This window comes from Amycolatopsis sp. FU40, assembly GCF_021903635.1.
GTDB classification, from domain to species: Bacteria; Actinomycetota; Actinomycetes; order Mycobacteriales; family Pseudonocardiaceae; genus Amycolatopsis; species Amycolatopsis dendrobii.
On the sequence record NZ_CP091381.1, the window covers coordinates 5,559,014 to 5,576,757 of the forward strand.

A 17,744-nucleotide genomic window follows, 5' to 3' on the forward strand; every position below is an offset into this window, starting at 1 on the left:
CCCGGGCCGGCCCGGCGTACCCCTAGAAACCGTTACTGGCCGGGCATTTTCACCGCTTCGATGGCGTTGCGGCGCATCGCCAGCCTTGCCGAGAGCGAGGTCGCCGGCCACACGATCAGGAAGATCGCGAGCACCACGGCGAGGAACACCCAGACCGGTCCGGACGGGATGATCTCGCCGGTGGTCAGCGCCATCGGCACCACGGTGAAGAGCGAGATCACGATGCCGAGCACGAGCCCGGTCACCGCCACGATCCCGCCTTCCACGAACAGCATCCGCTTCACCTGTCCGCGATCCGCACCGGCGAGCCGTTGCGCGCCGAACTCCCGCCGACGGGCCAGCACGGCTACCGAAAGCGTGTTCACCGCGGCGATCGCGGCGTACGCGATGGCGAGCACGGCCAGCAGGTAGTTGATCAGCGCCTCGACGTCGGCACTCGCCTGGAAACTCGCGGCGAGCGCACTGTCGTCGCCGACCGTGACTCCGGGCCAGTCCTTCGCCCGGTCGGACAGCGCCGACACGATCGCGCCGGCGTCGCCGCCCCGCACGAGCACCTGCGACGCGAGGCCGCTGGTGGTGTGCGCGGCCAGCAGATCGGCGGGCAGCACCATGCTCGCGTAACTGGACGGGCTGTCCAGCAGCGCGACCACGGTCACCGGGACCTGCGCCCCGTCGCCGAGCCGCATCTTGATCTGGGAGCCGACCTTGACCTCGAGCTTCTCGGCGACCGACGCGGGCAGCGCCACGGAATTCCCGCGCAGTGCCGTGAGCGAGCCTTCGGTGACCTCGGTGGCGAGCACCGTGCCGCCCTGGTCCTGCGCGGCGACGCCCAGCAACCGCAACGGGTCGCTTCCGTTGCCGTCGTAGGGTTCCTCGACCCAGCCGGAGCTGATGACGAGCGGCGACGAGGTCGAAACCCCCGGCGTGCTGCGGATCTGCGCGAGCTCGTCCGGCGAGAACCCGCCCGCGGCCGAGGTGAGCACCGCGTCTGCCTTCAGCTGCCCGGCATAAGCGGCGATCTGCGCTTTTTGGGCGGTGGTCTCGGAATACACGTTGCCGAGCGCGACCGCGCTGGCGAGCGTGATCGGCGTGAGCACCGCGGCGAACGCGACGGCCCGCGCCCGGGTGTTGATGACCGCGAGCGTGGCGTCGCGGCCGGCGACCCGGCGCACGAACGGACCGAACCGGTCCACCACCCACGCGATGATCTCCGGCCCGAGCAGCGCGACGCCGATCGCGCCGGTGAGCACCGCCGGACCGCCGATCGCCGCGGCGGTGTCGGCGGGCATGAAGATCGTGGTCGCGGCGAGCAAAACCGTGGCCGCGCCGCAGATCAGCGCACCCATGCGGCGTAACGCGTTGACCTTGACGCCCGGGATCGCCGCTTCGGCCAGTGCCTGGATCGGCCGGGCCCGGGCGGCGGCCAGCGCGGCGAACCACGCGGCCCCGAAGGTGATCGCGAGCGTGGCGACGATCCCCGCCGCGAACGCGATGACGTCCTGGGTGAAGGCGAGTTCGTCCGGCACGATGCCGAGCGAGCCGCTGGTGCTGAAGATCCAGTTCCCGAGCAGGCTGCCCAGGAACGCCCCGCACACCGCGGCGATCGCGCCGACCGCCATCGTCTCCATGACGACCATGCGGTGCACCTGTTTCGGCGTCGCGCCGGTCGCCCGCAGCAGCGCGAGTTCCTGCTGCCGCTGCCGGACGGTGAGGCTGATCGTCGCGGAAACCACCAGCGCCATCACGACCAGCACCATGCCGCCGAACACCGCGGCGAGCAGGATCAGCGGCAGCTGGCTTCCGCTCACGCCGAGGAATTCCGCCGAACCGCGATCGTCGCCGGTCAGCACGGTGAGCGAAGGAACCTGTTCGGAGATCTTGCCCGCCAGCTCGGTCGCGTCGACGCCGTCGGCGGGGAAAACGCCGACGAGCCCGACCGTGCCGGGATGCGGGTTGAACCGCTGGGCGTCCGCGACCGAGAAGAAGAACGCGGGCGACTTCACGGTTTGGGCGGGCTCCGCGACGCCGGAAATCTGGAACGACTGCCGCTGCCCGTTCACCGCCAGGTCGACGGCCGAACCAGCGTGCAGGCCGGCCGCCGATGCGGTGGCCGCGTCGAGCACGACCTGGCCCGGCGTGTTCGGAGCCGCGCCTTCGGTGAGCTTGTATCCGCCCAGCGAAGCCGAATCCCAGCCGTGTCCGGAAAGGACAGACGCACCTGGCTCAGGCGCGCCGTCGTGCAGCAGGACCGTCGCGAACGACACGTCCGGCACCGCCTGCCCGACCCCCTGCACCGCGGTGATCTTCGCGATCTGGTCCTCCGGCAGCACCGCGCGCTCGGCGTACGGCACGACCTGGGATTCCTCGTCCGGCAGCTTGAACCCGGCGGACCCGCCGACGACGAGCGGAGCCGCGGACAGCCGCTGCGGCGCCGCCTTCAGCACGATCGCCGTCTCGAACAGCCCGGCGCACGCGATCAGCAGACCGCAGCCGATGAGGATCGCGACGAACGACGCGAGCGAAGCCGCCGCGCGGTACCGGAGGCTCGACAGCGCGAGCGCGAGCACCACTCGCCGCGAGTTCACCGCTGCCTCCTCGCTTGCTCGCCGAGGTGCGCCAGGGTGCTCGCCACCTGGTCGACGGTCGGCGTGGCCATCTGCGTGACGATCTGCCCGTCGACCAGGAACAGCACGTTGTCCGCGTGGGACGCCGCGACCGGGTCGTGGGTGACCATCACGATGGTCTGGCCCGCGCCGACCAGCTCGCGCATCAGGCCGAGGACCTCGAGCGCGGTGGTGGTGTCGAGCGCGCCGGTGGGCTCGTCGGCGAACACCACGGCCGGACGGGCGGCGAGCGCGCGGGCGATCGCGACGCGCTGCTGCTGCCCGCCGGACAGCTCGCCGGGCCGGTGCTTCACGCGCTGGGACAGCCCGACGCGCGCGATCACCTGGTCCACCCACGCCTTGTCCGGCGTGCGGCCGGCCAGCAGCGTGGGCAGCGTGACGTTCTGCTCCACGTTCAGCGCCGGCATCAGGTTGAACGACTGGAAAATGAACGCGACGTGTTCCCGGCGCAGTTCGGTGAGCTGTGTTTCGTTCTTGCCCTTGAGATCGGTCCCGACGAGGGTCACCGTGCCCGAGGTCGGCGTGTCCAGCCCGGCCGCGCAGTGCAGCAGCGTGCTCTTGCCGGAACCGGACGGGCCCATCACCGCGGTGAAGGTGCCCGCCGGGAAGGCGACGGACACGCCGGCGAGCGCTTCGACCGCGCTCTCGCCGCGGCCGTAGGTCTTGCGCACCCCGTCCAGCTGGACGGGCGTTGCCACGGAAGTAGTGGTGGGCACGTCGTTCACTCCGATCCGTTCCCGGAACCGCGGCGGTCGAGCGACCACCACACCGCGAGCACGATGGCGCCTCCGCCCAGCGTCCACAGCCAGAAGGGCGATTTGAACGACATGCTGATGAGACTCATCAGCAGCCAGATCACGAACTGAACGCCGGTGACGGCGGCCCAGGCGATCGTGACGATGCGGCGAGCGAGTCCGCTCCCGGAGCGGGTCTTCTCGGTGCTCTCCGACATGAGGCCCCCCAATACGGCTTCGACGGAGTCGGGATTAATTGTGTAAGGCTTGAACAGTTTAGCGGACCCCCGCTGATCGGGGAACCCCAGACCCCCGGGGAGGGGTTTGCCTCAGGACGCGCCGCCCGCCGAGGCGCGGGCCCGCCGGTCGAAGTCCCGGACGCTCCACACGCCTCCGGCCAGCAGTCCGCCGCCGAGCAGCACCCAGAGCAGCCACAGCGGGTCCCACTGCCCGCCGATGACGCCGATGCCGAACCAGACCAGCGTGTTCACCGCCGCGACCGCCACCCAGAGCACGAACGCGAGCCTCGGCGCGGCCTCCAGCAGCGGAGGCGGCGACGCCGAGGTACGCCCTTCGACAGCGGCCCGCAACGCCGCGTGCGAGCCGGCGAGCCGGATCCGGGCCAGCCTGCGTGCGGCTTCCTGCCCATCGCAAGCGCCCTCGGAGCGGGCGTGCTCGACCTCGGTCGCCGCCAGCTTCCGGTCCAGCTCGGTGACCTTCCCGAACCCGAACCGGTTGGTCTCGCTCACGTTGGCTCGCCCCCAGACCAGATCAGTGTAAGACTTGCACAGTTTACTGAAAGACGTACCGGAGCGAAAGATGCCGATCGAGCCCGATCCCCGAGCCCTGCCGCCGGGCCTGGCCCCGGCCTGGCTGGGAGCCCCGCGCCCCCGCCGAGGACCGAAGCCGTCGCACACCGTCGAAGCGGTGGTGGCGGCAGCCGTCGAGCTGGCCGACACCGAAGGCCTGGCAGCCGCGTCGCTGCCCAACATCGCGTCCGCGCTCGGGCTCACGACCAACGCGCTGTACCGCTACGTGAGCTCGAAAGACGAACTGCTGATCCTCCTGGCCGAATCCGGCTTCGGCCCGCCCCCGCCGGCCCCCGTCGACCTGGATTGGCGCTCGGCCGTCCGCGCCTGGGCAGACGCGGCATCGAAACGCTACGCCGCCCGCCCTTGGCTCCTGGACGTCCGCGAGGGCCTGACCCCGCACCGCCTCCGCTGGACCGAACAACTCCTGGCCGTCTTCACCGAGGCCGGTTTGTCCACAGTAGACGCCTTATCGTGCGCGGAACTGGTCTCCGCCGTAGTCCGAGCCACCGCGGACCGCCGCAGAACGACTTCCGACCCGGACTCGCCGGAGTCGACCGAGTACGCAGCTGACGTCCGCGCCTTCCTGCAACCACGCTTAGCCGAAGGCGATTACCCGCACCTGGCGGAACTAGCGGAATCCCACCACTACCCAGCCGCCGCCCCCGAGGACTTCGCCCTGGAGCGAGTCCTGGACGGAATCGCCGCACTGCTCCCGTAACCAAGGTCGTGAGGGAACTCTGCGGGAATCAGCTTCCCTCAGAGTTGCCTCACGACCCTAAAACCGCACCACTGCGCCCCACGGTTCGAGCCACCCCACCACCACGCGGCTCACCCCAAACTCCCCAACCACCCCTCCACGGCCTTGGCGGTGGTCTCCACATCACCGTCCACAATGCTGAAATGATCCCCGGGAACAGTCACCACGACATCAGCCCGATCCCACGTAGTCCGCCACAACCCGGGATCCTCCTGCGCCCGGTCCGGCCCGTCCCCAGCAGTGACAAACCGCCGATCCGGCCGCACCAGCACCGTGGGAACGGCGACCTCGGGCAACGAAACCCCGTCCAGCAACCCGAGGTAGTAAGCCATGGCAGTCAGCTTGTCGCGATCAAACGGCCCATACTGCTCTTCCCGCTCGACCATTCCCGCGGCCATATCTCGGACGGTGCCGCCGACATCCCCACCGTCGTCCATCGCGTACGTGTCCAGCAAAACAACCCCGGCAGCCTTAACCCGGGCAGCCAACGCGTACGCAAGCACCCCACCGGAAGAATGCCCCACCAACGCGAACGGCCCGTCGCCGGACAACCGAACGCTCTCCGCCAAAACATCGAGCAACGCATCAAGATCAGCAGGCAGCAATTCCCCAGTCACAAACCCTGGTGTAGGCAACGCGGCGACCCGCCGCACCCCCCGGAACCGAGCGGCCAGCTTCGCGTACTGATACGCGCCACCCATCCCAGCCGGAGTAGGCACCGCCAGCAACTTCAGCTCAGCAGGCCCGGCAGCCAGCTCCACCGGCCGCGGCTCCTCCCGAAGCTCGGCCACCGTCTGGAAAGAAGACCGCAACCGAGCCGCCGCTCCCAGCAACGCTAGACCGTTCTCCACCTGCCCGTCCCGGACAGCCTCGAAGAACATCTCCGTAACCGGATCCCCGCCAGCCTCGACCGCGGGCCCGGTCAGCACCGTGAGCAGATGCTTCGCCAGCCCAGCCGGAGTCCGGTGATCGAACGCGATCGACGCGGGCAGCGAAACCCCCGCCGCGCTGCCGATCCGATTCCGCAACTCCACCGCGGTAAGCGAATCGAACCCGATCTCCAGGAAGTGCGCGTCCTCGTCAAGCTCGGCGGTATCGGCATACCCCAGCAGCCCGGCGACCTGCTCCAGCACAAACGCCTGAAGCCCCTTCTCGGTCAACTCGAGCTCCGAGACATCGTCAGCCACCGCACGCCGCTTCTTCACCACGGCCGGTGCTGACGCAACCGCCGCCGGAGCCACCAACTGCCGCAACGTCACCGACTCAGCCGCGGCGACCGGTCGCCCAGAACGATCCGCGAACAACACCGCCACCCGATCGTCCCCGAGCGGAGTCAACCGAACCCGCAGCTTCGCCGCGCCAGTAGCGAACAACCGGAAGTCCCGCCACTCCACCGGATCCCCGCCCACAGTGGACAGTGCCGCATCAAGCACGACCGGATGCAGGCCAAACTGCTCGTCCGGAGCGACTTCGATTTCCCCGAACACCACTCCGCCGGCAGTCCAAGCCGCGTCGAGCCGCCCAGCACTCACGGGTTCCGCACCGGCAGGCGGCCACTGGCCAATGCCCTCCGGCTCGACCCCGTCGTCCACCGCCAGCACGCCCTCGGCATGCCGGGTCCACGCGCCGCCGTGTCGCGAGTGGACAGTCACCGAACGATGCCCAGCGCCATCCGGCTCGCCCACCACGATCTGCACGTGTTCAGAAGCCAACGGCGACTCGACAGCCAACCGAACGACGCGTCCGAACCCGACCTCGTCCCCAGCCCGAGTAGCCAGCTCCGCGAAACCCGCCACCGGGAACGCTTCATCCGCGGGCAAGGTGCCGCTCAGGACCACAGTGGACGATCCAGCGACAGTCAAGGCAGGCCCGAACCACGTGCCAAGCCCAGTCCCGGTAGCCCGCCGAGCCTCCATATCGACCGACGGCCAGTACCGCGTCCGGTGGAACGCATACGGCGGCAACGGAACGCTCACCGCGGCCCGCCCGGCAAACATCCGCCGGACATCCAGCCCCGCACCCAAGACGTGCAACTGCCCCGCGGCCAGGAGCGTCGAAGCGACCTCGCCACGATTGCGTCGAAGCACCGGAACGAACTCCGCGTCCTCGATAACGGCTTCAGCAGCCGCGGTGAGCACACCGTTTGTGCTGAGTTCGACAAACCGGGTCGCCGCCGAAGCCTGAACCGCGTCGGCAAAACGAACCGTGTCACGGCAGTTAGCCACCCAATGCGCAGGGTCGGAGAGTTCGTCTGACACTTCGGCACCAGTGACTGTCGAGATCACCGGCACAGTCGGCTTCTCGAACGTCAGCTCCTGCGCGATCTCTTCCAGCTCTTCGAGAATCTCGTCCAGCAACGGCGAGTGCACCGCGCAGTCGATCACGAGCCGGTTGGTCCGTCGGCCCAGCTTCTCGAAGTGCTCGACGATCGCCTGGACCGCACCGTCCACACCGGACACCACGACCGAACGCGGCCCGTTCACCGCCGCCAGCGCGACGTCGTCGCTCAGCATCGGCCGCACCTCGTCCGCGCTGGCCTCAACCGCGACCACCGCACCTGCCCGGGTCTCGGCCATGAGCTGACCTCGGTTGGCGACGAGCTTCACCGCGTCGTCCAAAGAAAACACTCCGGCCAGATGCGCGGCCGCGATCTCGCCGACCGAGTGCCCCACCAGGACGTCCGGCCGCTGCCCCCACGACTCCAGCAGCCGGTACAGCGCCACCGAGAAGGAGAACACCGCGGCCTGGCTGAACTGAGTCCGGTCGAGCAACTGCGCGTCCACCGACCCGGCCTCGGCAAACATCACCGTGCGCAACGAACGACCGAGATGCTGATCGAACTTCGCCGCAACGCGCTCCAGTTCGTAGGCGAACACCGGGAACGCGGCGGACAGCTCCGCCCCCATCCCGGCCCGCTGGCTCCCCTGCCCCGGCAAGAGATACGCGGTCCGGCCGCCGGAGCGAGCCCGCCCGGTCACCGCACAGTCCGAAGCAGACAAAGCTTCGAGCGCAGTCCGGAGTTCAGCCGCATCCGAACCGACCACCGCAGCCCGATGCGAGAACAACGGCTGCCGATTGGCCTGCGAATACACGACATCCAGCGTCGGATACGCGTCGAGGTGCGCCAGCAACGCCCGCGCCTGATCCGGAAGCGCCGCCGCGGTACGAGCCGAGAACACGAGCGGCGGCAAAACCCCGCCGACATCGACCGTCTCCGCAGCTTCCGGCACAACTTCCGGAGCCTGCTCGAGAATCACGTGCGCGTTGGTCCCGCTGTACCCGAACGCCGACACCGCGGCCCGACGCGGACGGTCCACCTCCGGCCAGTCCCGAGCCTCGTCCAGCAACCGCACAGTCCCGGCAGCCCAGTCGACCTCGTGCGTCGGCTCGGCGGCGTGCAAGGTCGCCGGCAACACTCCGTGCCGCATCGCCTGCACCATCTTGATCACCCCAGCGACACCCGCCGCCGCCTGAGTGTGCCCGATGTTCGACTTCACCGAACCAAGCCACAGTGGACGGTCCGCAGCCCGCTCGCGGCCGTAGGTGGCCAGCAGTGCGGAAGTCTCGATCCGGTCGCCCAACGGAGTGCTCGCGCCGTGCCCCTCCACAGCGTCCACATCGGACGCCGTCAAGCCCGCCGCCGACAAAGCGCGCCGGATCAACTTCTCCTGCGCCGGGGCGCTGGGTGCGTTGAGCCCGTTGGAAGCGCCGTCCGCGTTGACCGCGCTGGACTTCACCACCGCAAGCACGTCGTGTCCGTTGCGCTGCGCATCGGACAGCCGCTCGATCACGAGCACGCCGACGCCTTCGCCCCAGCCAAACCCGTCCGCCGCGGCCGAGTACGGCTTGCACCGGCCGTCGCGAGCGACCGCACCGTCGACGAACTGCGCGAACGGAGCCGGGGAAACAAGCGCCGAAACACCCGCCACCAACGCGAGCGAGCAGTCGCCGCCGCGCAACGCCTGGGTCGCCTGGTGCAAAGCCACCAACGAAGACGAGCACGCGGTGTCCACGCTCACCGCCGGGCCTTCGAGCCCGAACGCGTACGCGACCCGTCCGGAGACGACACTGCTCAGGGCACCGGATCCGCGATAAGCGCCGCCGCCCTGTTCGAGCGCGTCACCCGGGTCGTAGTCGGACTGCATCACGCCGACGAACACCCCGGTCGTGCTTCCCTTGAGCGCCAACGGGTCAACGCCCGCGTTCTCCAGCGCGACCCACGACGACTCCAGCAGCATCCGCTGCTGCGGGTCCATCATCACCGCTTCGTTGGGGCTGATGCCGAAAAAGGCCGCGTCGAAATCGGTGGCGTCCGGCACGAACCCGCCTCGCGGGGTGCCGCCGTCCGGCGCGACCTGCTCCAGCCAGTGGTCCATGTCCCAGGCGCGGTCGGTCGGGAAGTCGCTCGTCCCGTCCTGACCGGCGGCGACCAGCTGCCACAGCTCCTCGGGCGTGCTGACCCCGCCGGGGAACCGGCAAGCCATGCCCACGATCGCGATCGGCTCGTCGCTGCCCACGACGGTGGTCTCCGGCCCGGCCGCATCCGCGTCCAGATCGCCGAGCAACTCGTTGTGCAGGTGCGCGGCCAGGTCGCCAGCTGTCGGGTAGTCGAAGACGAGCGTCGCGGTGAGGCTGAGGCCGGTGACCTCGTTGAGCGTATTGCGCAGTTCGACCGCGGTCAGCGAGTCGAAGCCAAGATCCTTGAACGCACGGTCGGCGTCGATCACCTCTGTCGACGCGTGCCCCAGCACTGCGGCCGCGTGCTCGATGACCAGGTCACGCAGATGGTCGAGGCGCTTGTCCGCGGGAAGACGGACCAGCTTGCCCAGCAGCGAGTCCGTACCGGCCTCGCGGTCGGAGACGGTACGCCGGGCCGTCGGGACCAGGCCGCGCAGCAGGTCCGGCACCGCGCCGGCCTCGCGCCACGCGGGCAGGTCAAGCTTCACCGGCACGAAGACCGCGCCGGTCGAGCTGACCGCGGTGTCGAACAGCGCCAGTCCCTCGGCCGCGGTGAACGCGCCGAGCCCGCGTTTGCCGGTCGTTTCGCCGGCCATCCCGGCCGCCGATTCCCACATGCCCCACGCGAGCGAGTGCGCCGGTTTGCCCTCGGCGCGACGATGCGCGGCGAGAGCGTCGAGGAAAGCGTTTGCGGCGGCGTAGTTCGCCTGTCCGGGGGCGCCGAGCACCCCGGCGGCCGACGAGAAGGTGACGAACGCTTCGACGTCGCCGGCCAGCTCGTGCAGGTGCCAGGCGGCGAGCGCTTTCGGGTTGAAGACGCCGTCGATCCGCTCCGGAGTCATCGACGGCAGCACACCGTCGTCCAGCACACCGGCGGCGTGCACCACTGCGGTGACCGGGTGCGTCTTCAGCAGCCGGGCCACCGCTTTGCGGTCGGTGAGGTCGCACGCGACGACGGCGGTCTCCGCACCGAGCCCGGTCAGCTCGGCGACGAGTTCCGCGGTGCCGGGCGCCTGGTCGCCACGGCGGCTGACCAGCAGCAACTGCCGCGCACCCTGCTTCGCCAAGTGCGTGGCGACGATCCGGCCGAGCGCTCCGGTACCGCCGGTGAGCAGCACAGTCCCGGCCGACCAATCGACCGGCTCGCCCAGTTCCGGTGTCGCCCGGACAAGCCGGGGCACGCGTACCTCGGTCCCGGAAACCCGCACCGCCGATTCGTCCGCCGCCGCGATGGCCGCGAGTTGCTCGTCGGTCGCGTCGCCCTCGACGAGCACGATCCGGCCCGGGTTCTCCACCTGCGCGGACCGGACGAGACCAGCAACCGCGGCCCCGGCGAGGTCGTTGCCGGTCACCACGAGAAGCTTCTCTTTGCTGTCCGCCTGCAGTTTGGACAGTGCACTGTGGACGGCCTTCTTCGCCGAAACCGCGTTGTTCCCTGCCTTCGCCGAGTAGACCTCGTAGGCCGCTTGAGCGTCCGGCAGAGTCGTGGGGACCCAGTCCACTTCGTACAGTTCGTCCGAGCCAGTCGGAGCCGCCGCGGCCAGCTGTTCCTCGCTGATCTGCCGCAGCTTCAGCGTGCCGACCCGCGCGACCGGCGCACCAGCGCTGTCGGCGAGCCGCAGCTCGACAGCCTGCTCACCGGTCGGTCGCACGTGGACTCGCAGCGAGGACGCGCCAGTTGCGAAAAGCTCCACTTCGGACCAGGCGTACGGCAGCGTCGTCCCCTCGCCAGCTGCCGCGCTGAGCCCGACAGCGTGCAGGGTCGCGTCGAAGACCGCCGGGTGCAGGCCGAATGCCTCGGCACCGATCCGCTCCTGTTCGGGCAGCGCGACCTCGGCGTACACGTCGTCACCGCGCTGCCACGCCGCTTGCAGGCCCTGGAACACCGGCCCGTAGGCCATTCCGTGCTCGGCCAGCAGGTCGTACATGCCCTCGACGTCGACTGTCTCGGCCCCGGCCGGCGGCCATTCGCTGAGGTCGAAGTTCGTTCCGGAAGCGGCGGGCGCGAGCGTGCCGTCCGCGTGCCGGGTCCAGCCGGCCGCGGTGGCGAGATCGTCGGGTCGCGAGTGGACACTGATCGGCCGGGTCCCGTCCGCGGCCGGAGTGCCGATGCGCACCTGGATCCGCGCGGCCCCCTTCGCGGGCAGCACGAGCGGGGCGTGCAGGGTCAGCTCCTGGACGCGGCCGCAGCCGACCTCGTCCCCGGCGCGCACGGCGAGTTCCACAAACGCCGTGCCCGGCAACAGGATCGAGCCGCCGACCGCGTGGTCAGCCAGCCACGGGTGGGTCGCCGTGGACACGCGGCCGGAGAGGACCACGCCGTCCGCGTCGGCGAGCAACGTCGCCGCGCCGAGCAGCGGGTGGTCGACCGGGTCGAGGCCCATCGACGAGACGTCCCCGGATTCGGACGAAACCTCCAGCCAGTAGCGCTGGTGCTGGAAGCCGTACGTCGGCAGGTCCGCCCGGTTCGCGCCGCGGGAGGCGAAATGCGCGGCCCAGTCCGGCACCACGCCGCGTACGTGCAGGGTCGCCAACGCGGTCAGCAGCGCCACGTCCTCAGGAACGTCGCGACGCTGACCGGGCACGGCGACGGCGTCATCGGCGGACTGCGGAACGACGGCGGTGAGCGGCGCGTCCGGCCCCAGTTCGAGGAATCGGTTCACGCCCTCGGCAGCGAGCGCGCGGACCGCGTCGGCGAACCGGACCCGCTCGCGGACGTTGCGCACCCAGTACTCGGGGTCGGTCAGCTCGACGTAAACCTCTTCGCCGGTCACGCTGGAGATCACCGAAATGGCCGGCTGCGCGTAAGCGATGCTCTGCGCGACCGTGCGGAACTCGGCGAGCATCGGCTCCATCAGTCGCGAGTGGAACGCGTGCGAGACCTTGAGCTGCGTCGTCCGCCGTCCGGCGTCGCTGAACTTCGCCGCCACGGCGAGAACGGCGTCTTCCGCGCCGGACAGTACGACCGAGCGCGGCCCGTTCACCGCGGCGATGTCGACCGTCCCTTGTGGATCGTGCGCGGCGACCTCGTCCGGAGTTCCTTCGACGGCCACCATCGCGCCGCCCTTCGGCAACGCCTGCATCAACCGGCCACGAGCGGCGACCAGCTTCGCCGCGTCCGCCAACGAGAACACGCCCGCGCAATGCGCGGCGGCGAGCTCGCCGATGGAGTGGCCGCACAACGCGGCGGGCGTGAGCCCCCACGACTCGACCAGCCGGAACAACGCGACCTCGAACGCGAACAGCGCGGCCTGCGTGTTCGCGGTCTGCCCCAAGGCGTCCGCGTCGCCGTCGATGACCGCCCGGATCGGCCGGTCGAGATGCCGGTCCAGTTCCGCGCACGCCGCCGCGTAAGCCTCGGCGAACACCGGGAAGACTTCCAGCTGACGGCCCATCCCAACCCGCTGAGATCCCTGACCGGAGAACAGGAACGCCAATGACGCCTCGCCGCGCGCCAGGCCGCTCACCGCGCCGAGTTCACCGTTCGCGAGCGCGTTCAACGCGGGCAGAACGTCCTCAATGGACTTTCCGATCACCGCGGCCCGATGGTCCAGATGCGTCCGCGACGCGCCCAAGGTGGCGGCGACGTCAAGCAGGTCCAGCTCCGGCTGTGCCGCAAGGTGTTCGGCCAGCCGCGCCGCCTGCGCCCGCAGCGCCTGCGGAGTCCGGCCAGACACCACGACCGGAACCGCGGCCTCGTCGCGCGGGTTCTCCGTCGCCTCGGGCGCAGGCGCCTCCTCAAGAATGATGTGCGCGTTGGTCCCGCTGAGCCCGAAGCACGACACCGCACCGCGTCGCGGCTGTTCCCCGCGCTCCCACGGCCGGGCCTCGGTCAGCAGCTCGACCTTCCCCGCCGTCCAGTCCACGTGCCGGGTCGGTTTGTCGACATGCAGCGTCTTCGGCAGCAGGTCGTTGTTCAGGGCCAGCACGATCTTCAGCACGCCAGCGACGCCGGACGCGGCCTGCGTGTGCCCCACGTTCGATTTGATCGAACCGAGCCACAGCGGCTCTTCGCGCTCTTGACCGTAGGTCGCGAGCAGCGCCTGCGCCTCGATCGGATCGCCGAGCTTGGTCGCGGTGCCGTGCGCCTCGACGACGTCGACCTCGTCCGGCCGCAGCCGCGCGTTCGCCAGCGCCTGCCGGATCACGCGCTGCTGCGCGGGCCCGTTCGGCGCGGTCATGCCGTTCGACGCGCCGTCCTGGTTGATCGCGGTGCCGCGAACGAGCGCCAGCACCGGGTGCCCGTTGCGTCGTGCGTCCGAAAGCCGCTCGACCAGCAGCATGCCGCAGCCCTCGGACCAGCCGGTACCGTCCGCCGAATCGGCGAAGGTACGGCAGCGGGCGCTGCGGGCGAGCGTGCCGTCGAGGGAGAACTCGACAAACGTGCGCGGCGTCGACATCACCGAGACACCGCCGGCGAGTGCGAGGGTGCATTCGCCGTTGCGCAGCGCCTGTACCGCCAAGTGCAACGCGACGAGCGAGGACGAGCACGCGGTGTCGATGGTCACCGCGGGTCCTTCGAGCCCGAACGTATAAGCGAGACGGCCGGAAATGACGCCGGAAGAGCCGTAACTGCCCTGATAGTTGTGGTACATCGTGCCCGCGAAAACGCCGGTCGGGCTGCCCTTCACCGAATGCGGCGCGATCCCGGCGCGTTCGAACGCTTCCCAGGACGTTTCGAGCAGCAGCCGCTGCTGCGGGTCCATGAGCAGCGCCTCGCGCGGGCTGATGCCGAACAGGTCGGCGTCGAAATCGAGCGCGTCGTGCAGGAAACCGCCCTCGCGCACATAGCTCGAACCCGGCCGTTCCCCGGTCGGGTCGTAGAGCCGGTCGAGATCCCAGCCGCGGTTCGACGGGAACTCGCCGATCGCGTCGACGCCCCCGGAAAGCAGTTCCCACAACGCTTCCGGGGTGCCCGCGCCGCCGGGCAGCCGGCAGGCCATCCCGACGATCGCGATCGGCTCCCGTGCGGCTTCGGTGAGCTTGCGGTTCTTCTCGCGCAACCGCTCGGTTTCCTTCACCGAAGCCCGGAGCGCACCGACCAGCTTCTCCTCGGAGTTGCCCACGTGCCCACGTTCCTTCCGCGTCGCATGCCCATCCGACTTCGTGACGATACGAGCGCGCCCGCGCGCCGACCCACCCCTAACGGCCCCTGCCGCGCCGGTCCGCCTGCCCGGCCAAGGTCCGCTTTAGACGGTCTTTAGGGGTTGTCGCAGGCACCGGCGGGTGTCAGATTTTGCTGGCGTTCCAAGCCATTTCGCACGGCTCGTTTCCGCTGGGGGTTTCACCGCCCGGACAAGGACTGGGGAATCGTATGCACACGTTGACACGCAGGCTGCTGGTGGTGGGAGCCCACGGCGACGACGAAACGCTCGGCGCGGGCGGGACCATCGCCCGGCTCGCCGACGAGGGCGTCACCGTTTCGCTTTGCATTCTCACCAACGACGACGGTTCGCGTTCGGCCGCCGGCACCGAGGTCACGAACCGCACCGACGCGATCGAACTGGCCGCGAAAACGCTCGGCATCGAGCGCGTGCGAGTCCACGAATTCGGCGACAACCGGCTCGACACGGTCAGCCATCTCGCGCTGAACCAGGTCGTCGAGCGCGAGGTCCGCGAATTCGAGCCGGATACCATTTTCGCCACCAGCATGTGCGATCTGAGCACCGACCACGCGCTGGTCAGCCGCGCCGCGCGGGTCGCCGGACGGCCGGGCAAGGGCCCGGTGCGCGAGGTCCGCACGTTCGAGATCCGCTCCGCCACCGACGTCGGAGAGGCTTCCGGGCTGCCGGTCACGTTCCGGCCGAACTGCTGGCAGATCCTCGACGAAAGCCACCTCGAACGCAAGATCGAAGCGCTGCGCGCCTACGGAAAAGAGCTCGAGCCGTGGCCGAATCCGCGCAGCGAACGCGGCGTCCGCGCTTTGGCCGAATACCGCGGCTCCCAGGTCAGCGCCGGCCTCGCCGAGGCCTTCGAAATCGTCCGCTCGGTCCGATGACCGGCTTTTCGACCGCTTTTTCCGCTCGCTTTTCCCCAGCCCATCCAGAAACGGGTGACCAGGAATGACCAGTACTGTCGCTGAATTCGAGACCATCGCCGAACGGAACGAACTGACGTCGGTCGCGGTGATCGGGATGGGCTACGTCGGCCTGCCGACCGCGCTCGGCCTGCACGCCGGCGGCGTCGGCGTGATCGGCATCGACCTGTCGCAGAACCGGCTCGACTCGATCCGCTCGGGCGAGGTCGACCTCATCGAAGCCGACCACCGCAGACTCGAGAAAGCCGTGCACCAGGAGGATTTCCAGCTCACCACGGACTCGGCGCGGATGGCCGAGGCGGACGCGGTGCTGGTCTGCGTGCCGACCGGGCTCGACGAGTACCTGATGCCCGACCTCGGCCCGCTGGAGGCGGCGTGCGCGGCGCTCGTCGCGAACGCCCGCCGCGGCCAGACGTTCATCCTCACCTCGACCAGCTACGTCGGCACCTCGAACCGGCTGCTGGTGAAACCCCTGGTGGCCAAGGGATTCACGATCGGCCGCGACCTGTTCGTGGCGTCCAGCCCGGAGCGGATCGACCCCGGCAACGTCACGCACACCCAGGCCGAGACGCCGCGCGTGCTCGGCGGCGTGACCCCGGTGTGCACCGCGATGGCACAACGCGTGATCAACGTGCTCACCCCGAGCGTGCACTGCGTCAGCTCGCCGGAAGCGGCCGAGATGACCAAGCTGTACGAGAACACCTTCCGCGCGGTGAACATCGCGCTGGCCAACGAGTTCGCCGAGATCAGCGACGGTTTCTCGATCGACCCGATCGAGGTCATCGACGCGGCGGCCAGCAAACCGTACGGCTTCATGGCCTTCCACCCCGGCCCCGGCGTCGGCGGACACTGCATCCCCTGCGACCCGCACTACCTGCTGTGGCAGCTGCGCGCGACGCAGAGCAACGCGCCACTGGTCACCCAGGCGATGCACGCCATCGCGGAGCGGCCGAAGCAGGTCGTCGACCGCGTACTGAACACACTGTCGCGCGAAGGCAAGGGCATGGCAGGTACGCGCGTGCTGGTAGTCGGCGTGACGTACAAGCCCGGTGTGCAGGACGTGCGTTCGTCGTCCGCGCTCGACATCCTCGACCTTCTCGCTGCGAAGGGCGCGAAGGTCGGCTACTACGACCCGCTGGTCCCGAACGTCCGGGTGACCGGCGGTTCGCTCGACACCGTCCCTGAGCCGGAAGGCCAGGACTGGGACGTCGCGCTCATCCACACCGTCCAGCCGGGCCACGACTACGAATGGCTCACCGACTGCTCGACCGTCATCGACGCTACGTACCGCTTCGACCGCGCGCTCTTCGCCAACTGAGAAAGGGACATCAACGTGCGTTACCTGATCACCGGAGGCGCCGGGTTCATCGGCTCCCACCTCACCGAGCACCTGCTGGCCCGCGGCGACGAGGTCGTCGCACTGGACAACCTCAGCACCGGCACCCTCGACAACCTCGCCGACGTCGCCGGGCACCCCGGCTTCCGGTTCGTGCGCGGCTCCATCACCGACCCGAACGCGGTCGAATCGTGCATGGCGGGCATCGACGCGGTCTTCCACCTCGCCGCCGCGGTGGGCGTGTTCACCATCCTCGACAAGACGATGGACAGCCTGCGCACGAACCTGCACGGCACGGAGAACATGCTCGACGCGGCGCTGCGGCACGACGTGCCGATCCTCGTCGCGTCCACGAGCGAGATCTACGGCAAGAACACCGCGGACGGCCTGCGCGAGGACGACGACCGGATCATCGGGTCGCCGCTGAAGAACCGCTGGTCCTACGCCGAGGCGAAGGCGCTGGACGAGACGTTCGCCCACCTGTACGCGGTGGAGCACGGCCTGCGCACGGTGATCGTGCGGCCGTTCAACACCGTCGGCCCGCGCCAGACCGGACGCTACGGCATGGTCATCCCCCGGTTTGTGCAGCAGGCCCTGGCGGGCGAGCCGATCACGGTGTTCGGCGACGGACAGCAGACCCGCTGCTTCTGCCACGTGCACGACGTCGTGCCCGCGCTGGCGGACCTGCTCGCCGACGATTCCGCGTACGGCAAGGTGTTCAACCTCGGCAGCAACGAGCAGACCACCATCTCGCAGCTGGCCGAGCGCGTGATCGGCGCGACCGGATCGAGCAGCACCATCACGAAGGTGCCGTACGAGGAGGCGTACGGCGACGGGTACGAGGACATGCAGCGCCGCATTCCCGACTGCACCCGCGCGTACAACCAGATCGGCTTCGTGCCGACGCGCTCGCTGGACGACATCATCGAAGCGGTGGTCGCCGACCGCCGATCCTGACCTGCTTCCGGTTCCGGTGAAGGGCCTCT

At 69.6% G+C, this 17,744-nt stretch carries 9 protein-coding genes; 4 read left to right on the forward strand and 5 right to left on the reverse strand.

Annotation, left to right across the window (positions count from 1 at the left end):
• Positions 1-32: 32 nt before the first annotated feature.
• From L3Q65_RS26315 to L3Q65_RS26330, 4 genes are all read right to left on the reverse strand, one after another.
• Positions 33-2,585, reverse strand: coding sequence for an ABC transporter permease (locus L3Q65_RS26315; RefSeq protein ID WP_237596937.1), 2,553 nt, complete (start codon positions 2,583-2,585; stop codon positions 33-35).
• Positions 2,582-3,322 carry an ABC transporter ATP-binding protein gene (locus tag L3Q65_RS26320; RefSeq protein ID WP_237596938.1) on the reverse strand — a complete coding sequence of 247 codons (741 nt, stop codon included), beginning with the start codon at positions 3,320-3,322 and terminating at the stop codon, positions 2,582-2,584. The genes L3Q65_RS26315 and L3Q65_RS26320 overlap by 4 nt, the downstream gene beginning before the upstream one ends.
• 23 nt (positions 3,323-3,345) lie before the next feature.
• Entirely contained in the window at positions 3,346-3,576 is a 231-nt protein-coding gene (locus L3Q65_RS26325; RefSeq protein WP_116206740.1) for a hypothetical protein, read from the reverse strand.
• Positions 3,577-3,687: 111 nt separating this feature from the next.
• Complete coding sequence (locus L3Q65_RS26330) at positions 3,688-4,107, reverse strand: hypothetical protein (protein WP_237596939.1); 420 nt, start codon at positions 4,105-4,107, stop codon at positions 3,688-3,690.
• 70 nt (positions 4,108-4,177) lie between these two features.
• Between L3Q65_RS26330 and L3Q65_RS26335 the strand changes: the two genes are divergently transcribed.
• The gene (locus tag L3Q65_RS26335; protein ID WP_237596940.1) at positions 4,178-4,888 is read left to right on the forward strand and encodes a TetR/AcrR family transcriptional regulator; all 711 of its coding nucleotides are present in this window, start codon (positions 4,178-4,180) and stop codon (positions 4,886-4,888) included.
• Positions 4,889-4,998: 110 nt separating this feature from the next.
• On the opposite strand, the gene L3Q65_RS26340 is transcribed toward L3Q65_RS26335, so the two are convergent.
• Positions 4,999-14,451: a type I polyketide synthase gene (locus L3Q65_RS26340; RefSeq protein WP_237596941.1), complete on the reverse strand. Its 9,453-nt coding sequence runs from the start codon at positions 14,449-14,451 to the stop codon at positions 4,999-5,001.
• Positions 14,452-14,699: 248 nt separating this feature from the next.
• On the opposite strand from L3Q65_RS26340, the gene L3Q65_RS26345 reads away from it, so the two are divergent.
• The 3 genes from L3Q65_RS26345 to L3Q65_RS26355 all read left to right on the forward strand — a co-directional run bounded on the left by L3Q65_RS26345 (position 14,700) and on the right by L3Q65_RS26355 (position 17,715).
• Positions 14,700-15,383, forward strand: a complete 684-nt coding sequence (locus L3Q65_RS26345; RefSeq protein ID WP_182891239.1) for a PIG-L deacetylase family protein — start codon at positions 14,700-14,702, stop codon at positions 15,381-15,383.
• Between the two features lie 64 nt (positions 15,384-15,447).
• Positions 15,448-16,740, forward strand: a complete 1,293-nt coding sequence (locus L3Q65_RS26350) for a nucleotide sugar dehydrogenase (RefSeq protein ID WP_182891238.1) — start codon at positions 15,448-15,450, stop codon at positions 16,738-16,740.
• Between the two features lie 15 nt (positions 16,741-16,755).
• Entirely contained in the window at positions 16,756-17,715 is a 960-nt protein-coding gene (locus L3Q65_RS26355; protein WP_182891237.1) for an NAD(P)-dependent oxidoreductase, read from the forward strand.
• Positions 17,716-17,744: the final 29 nt, after the last annotated feature.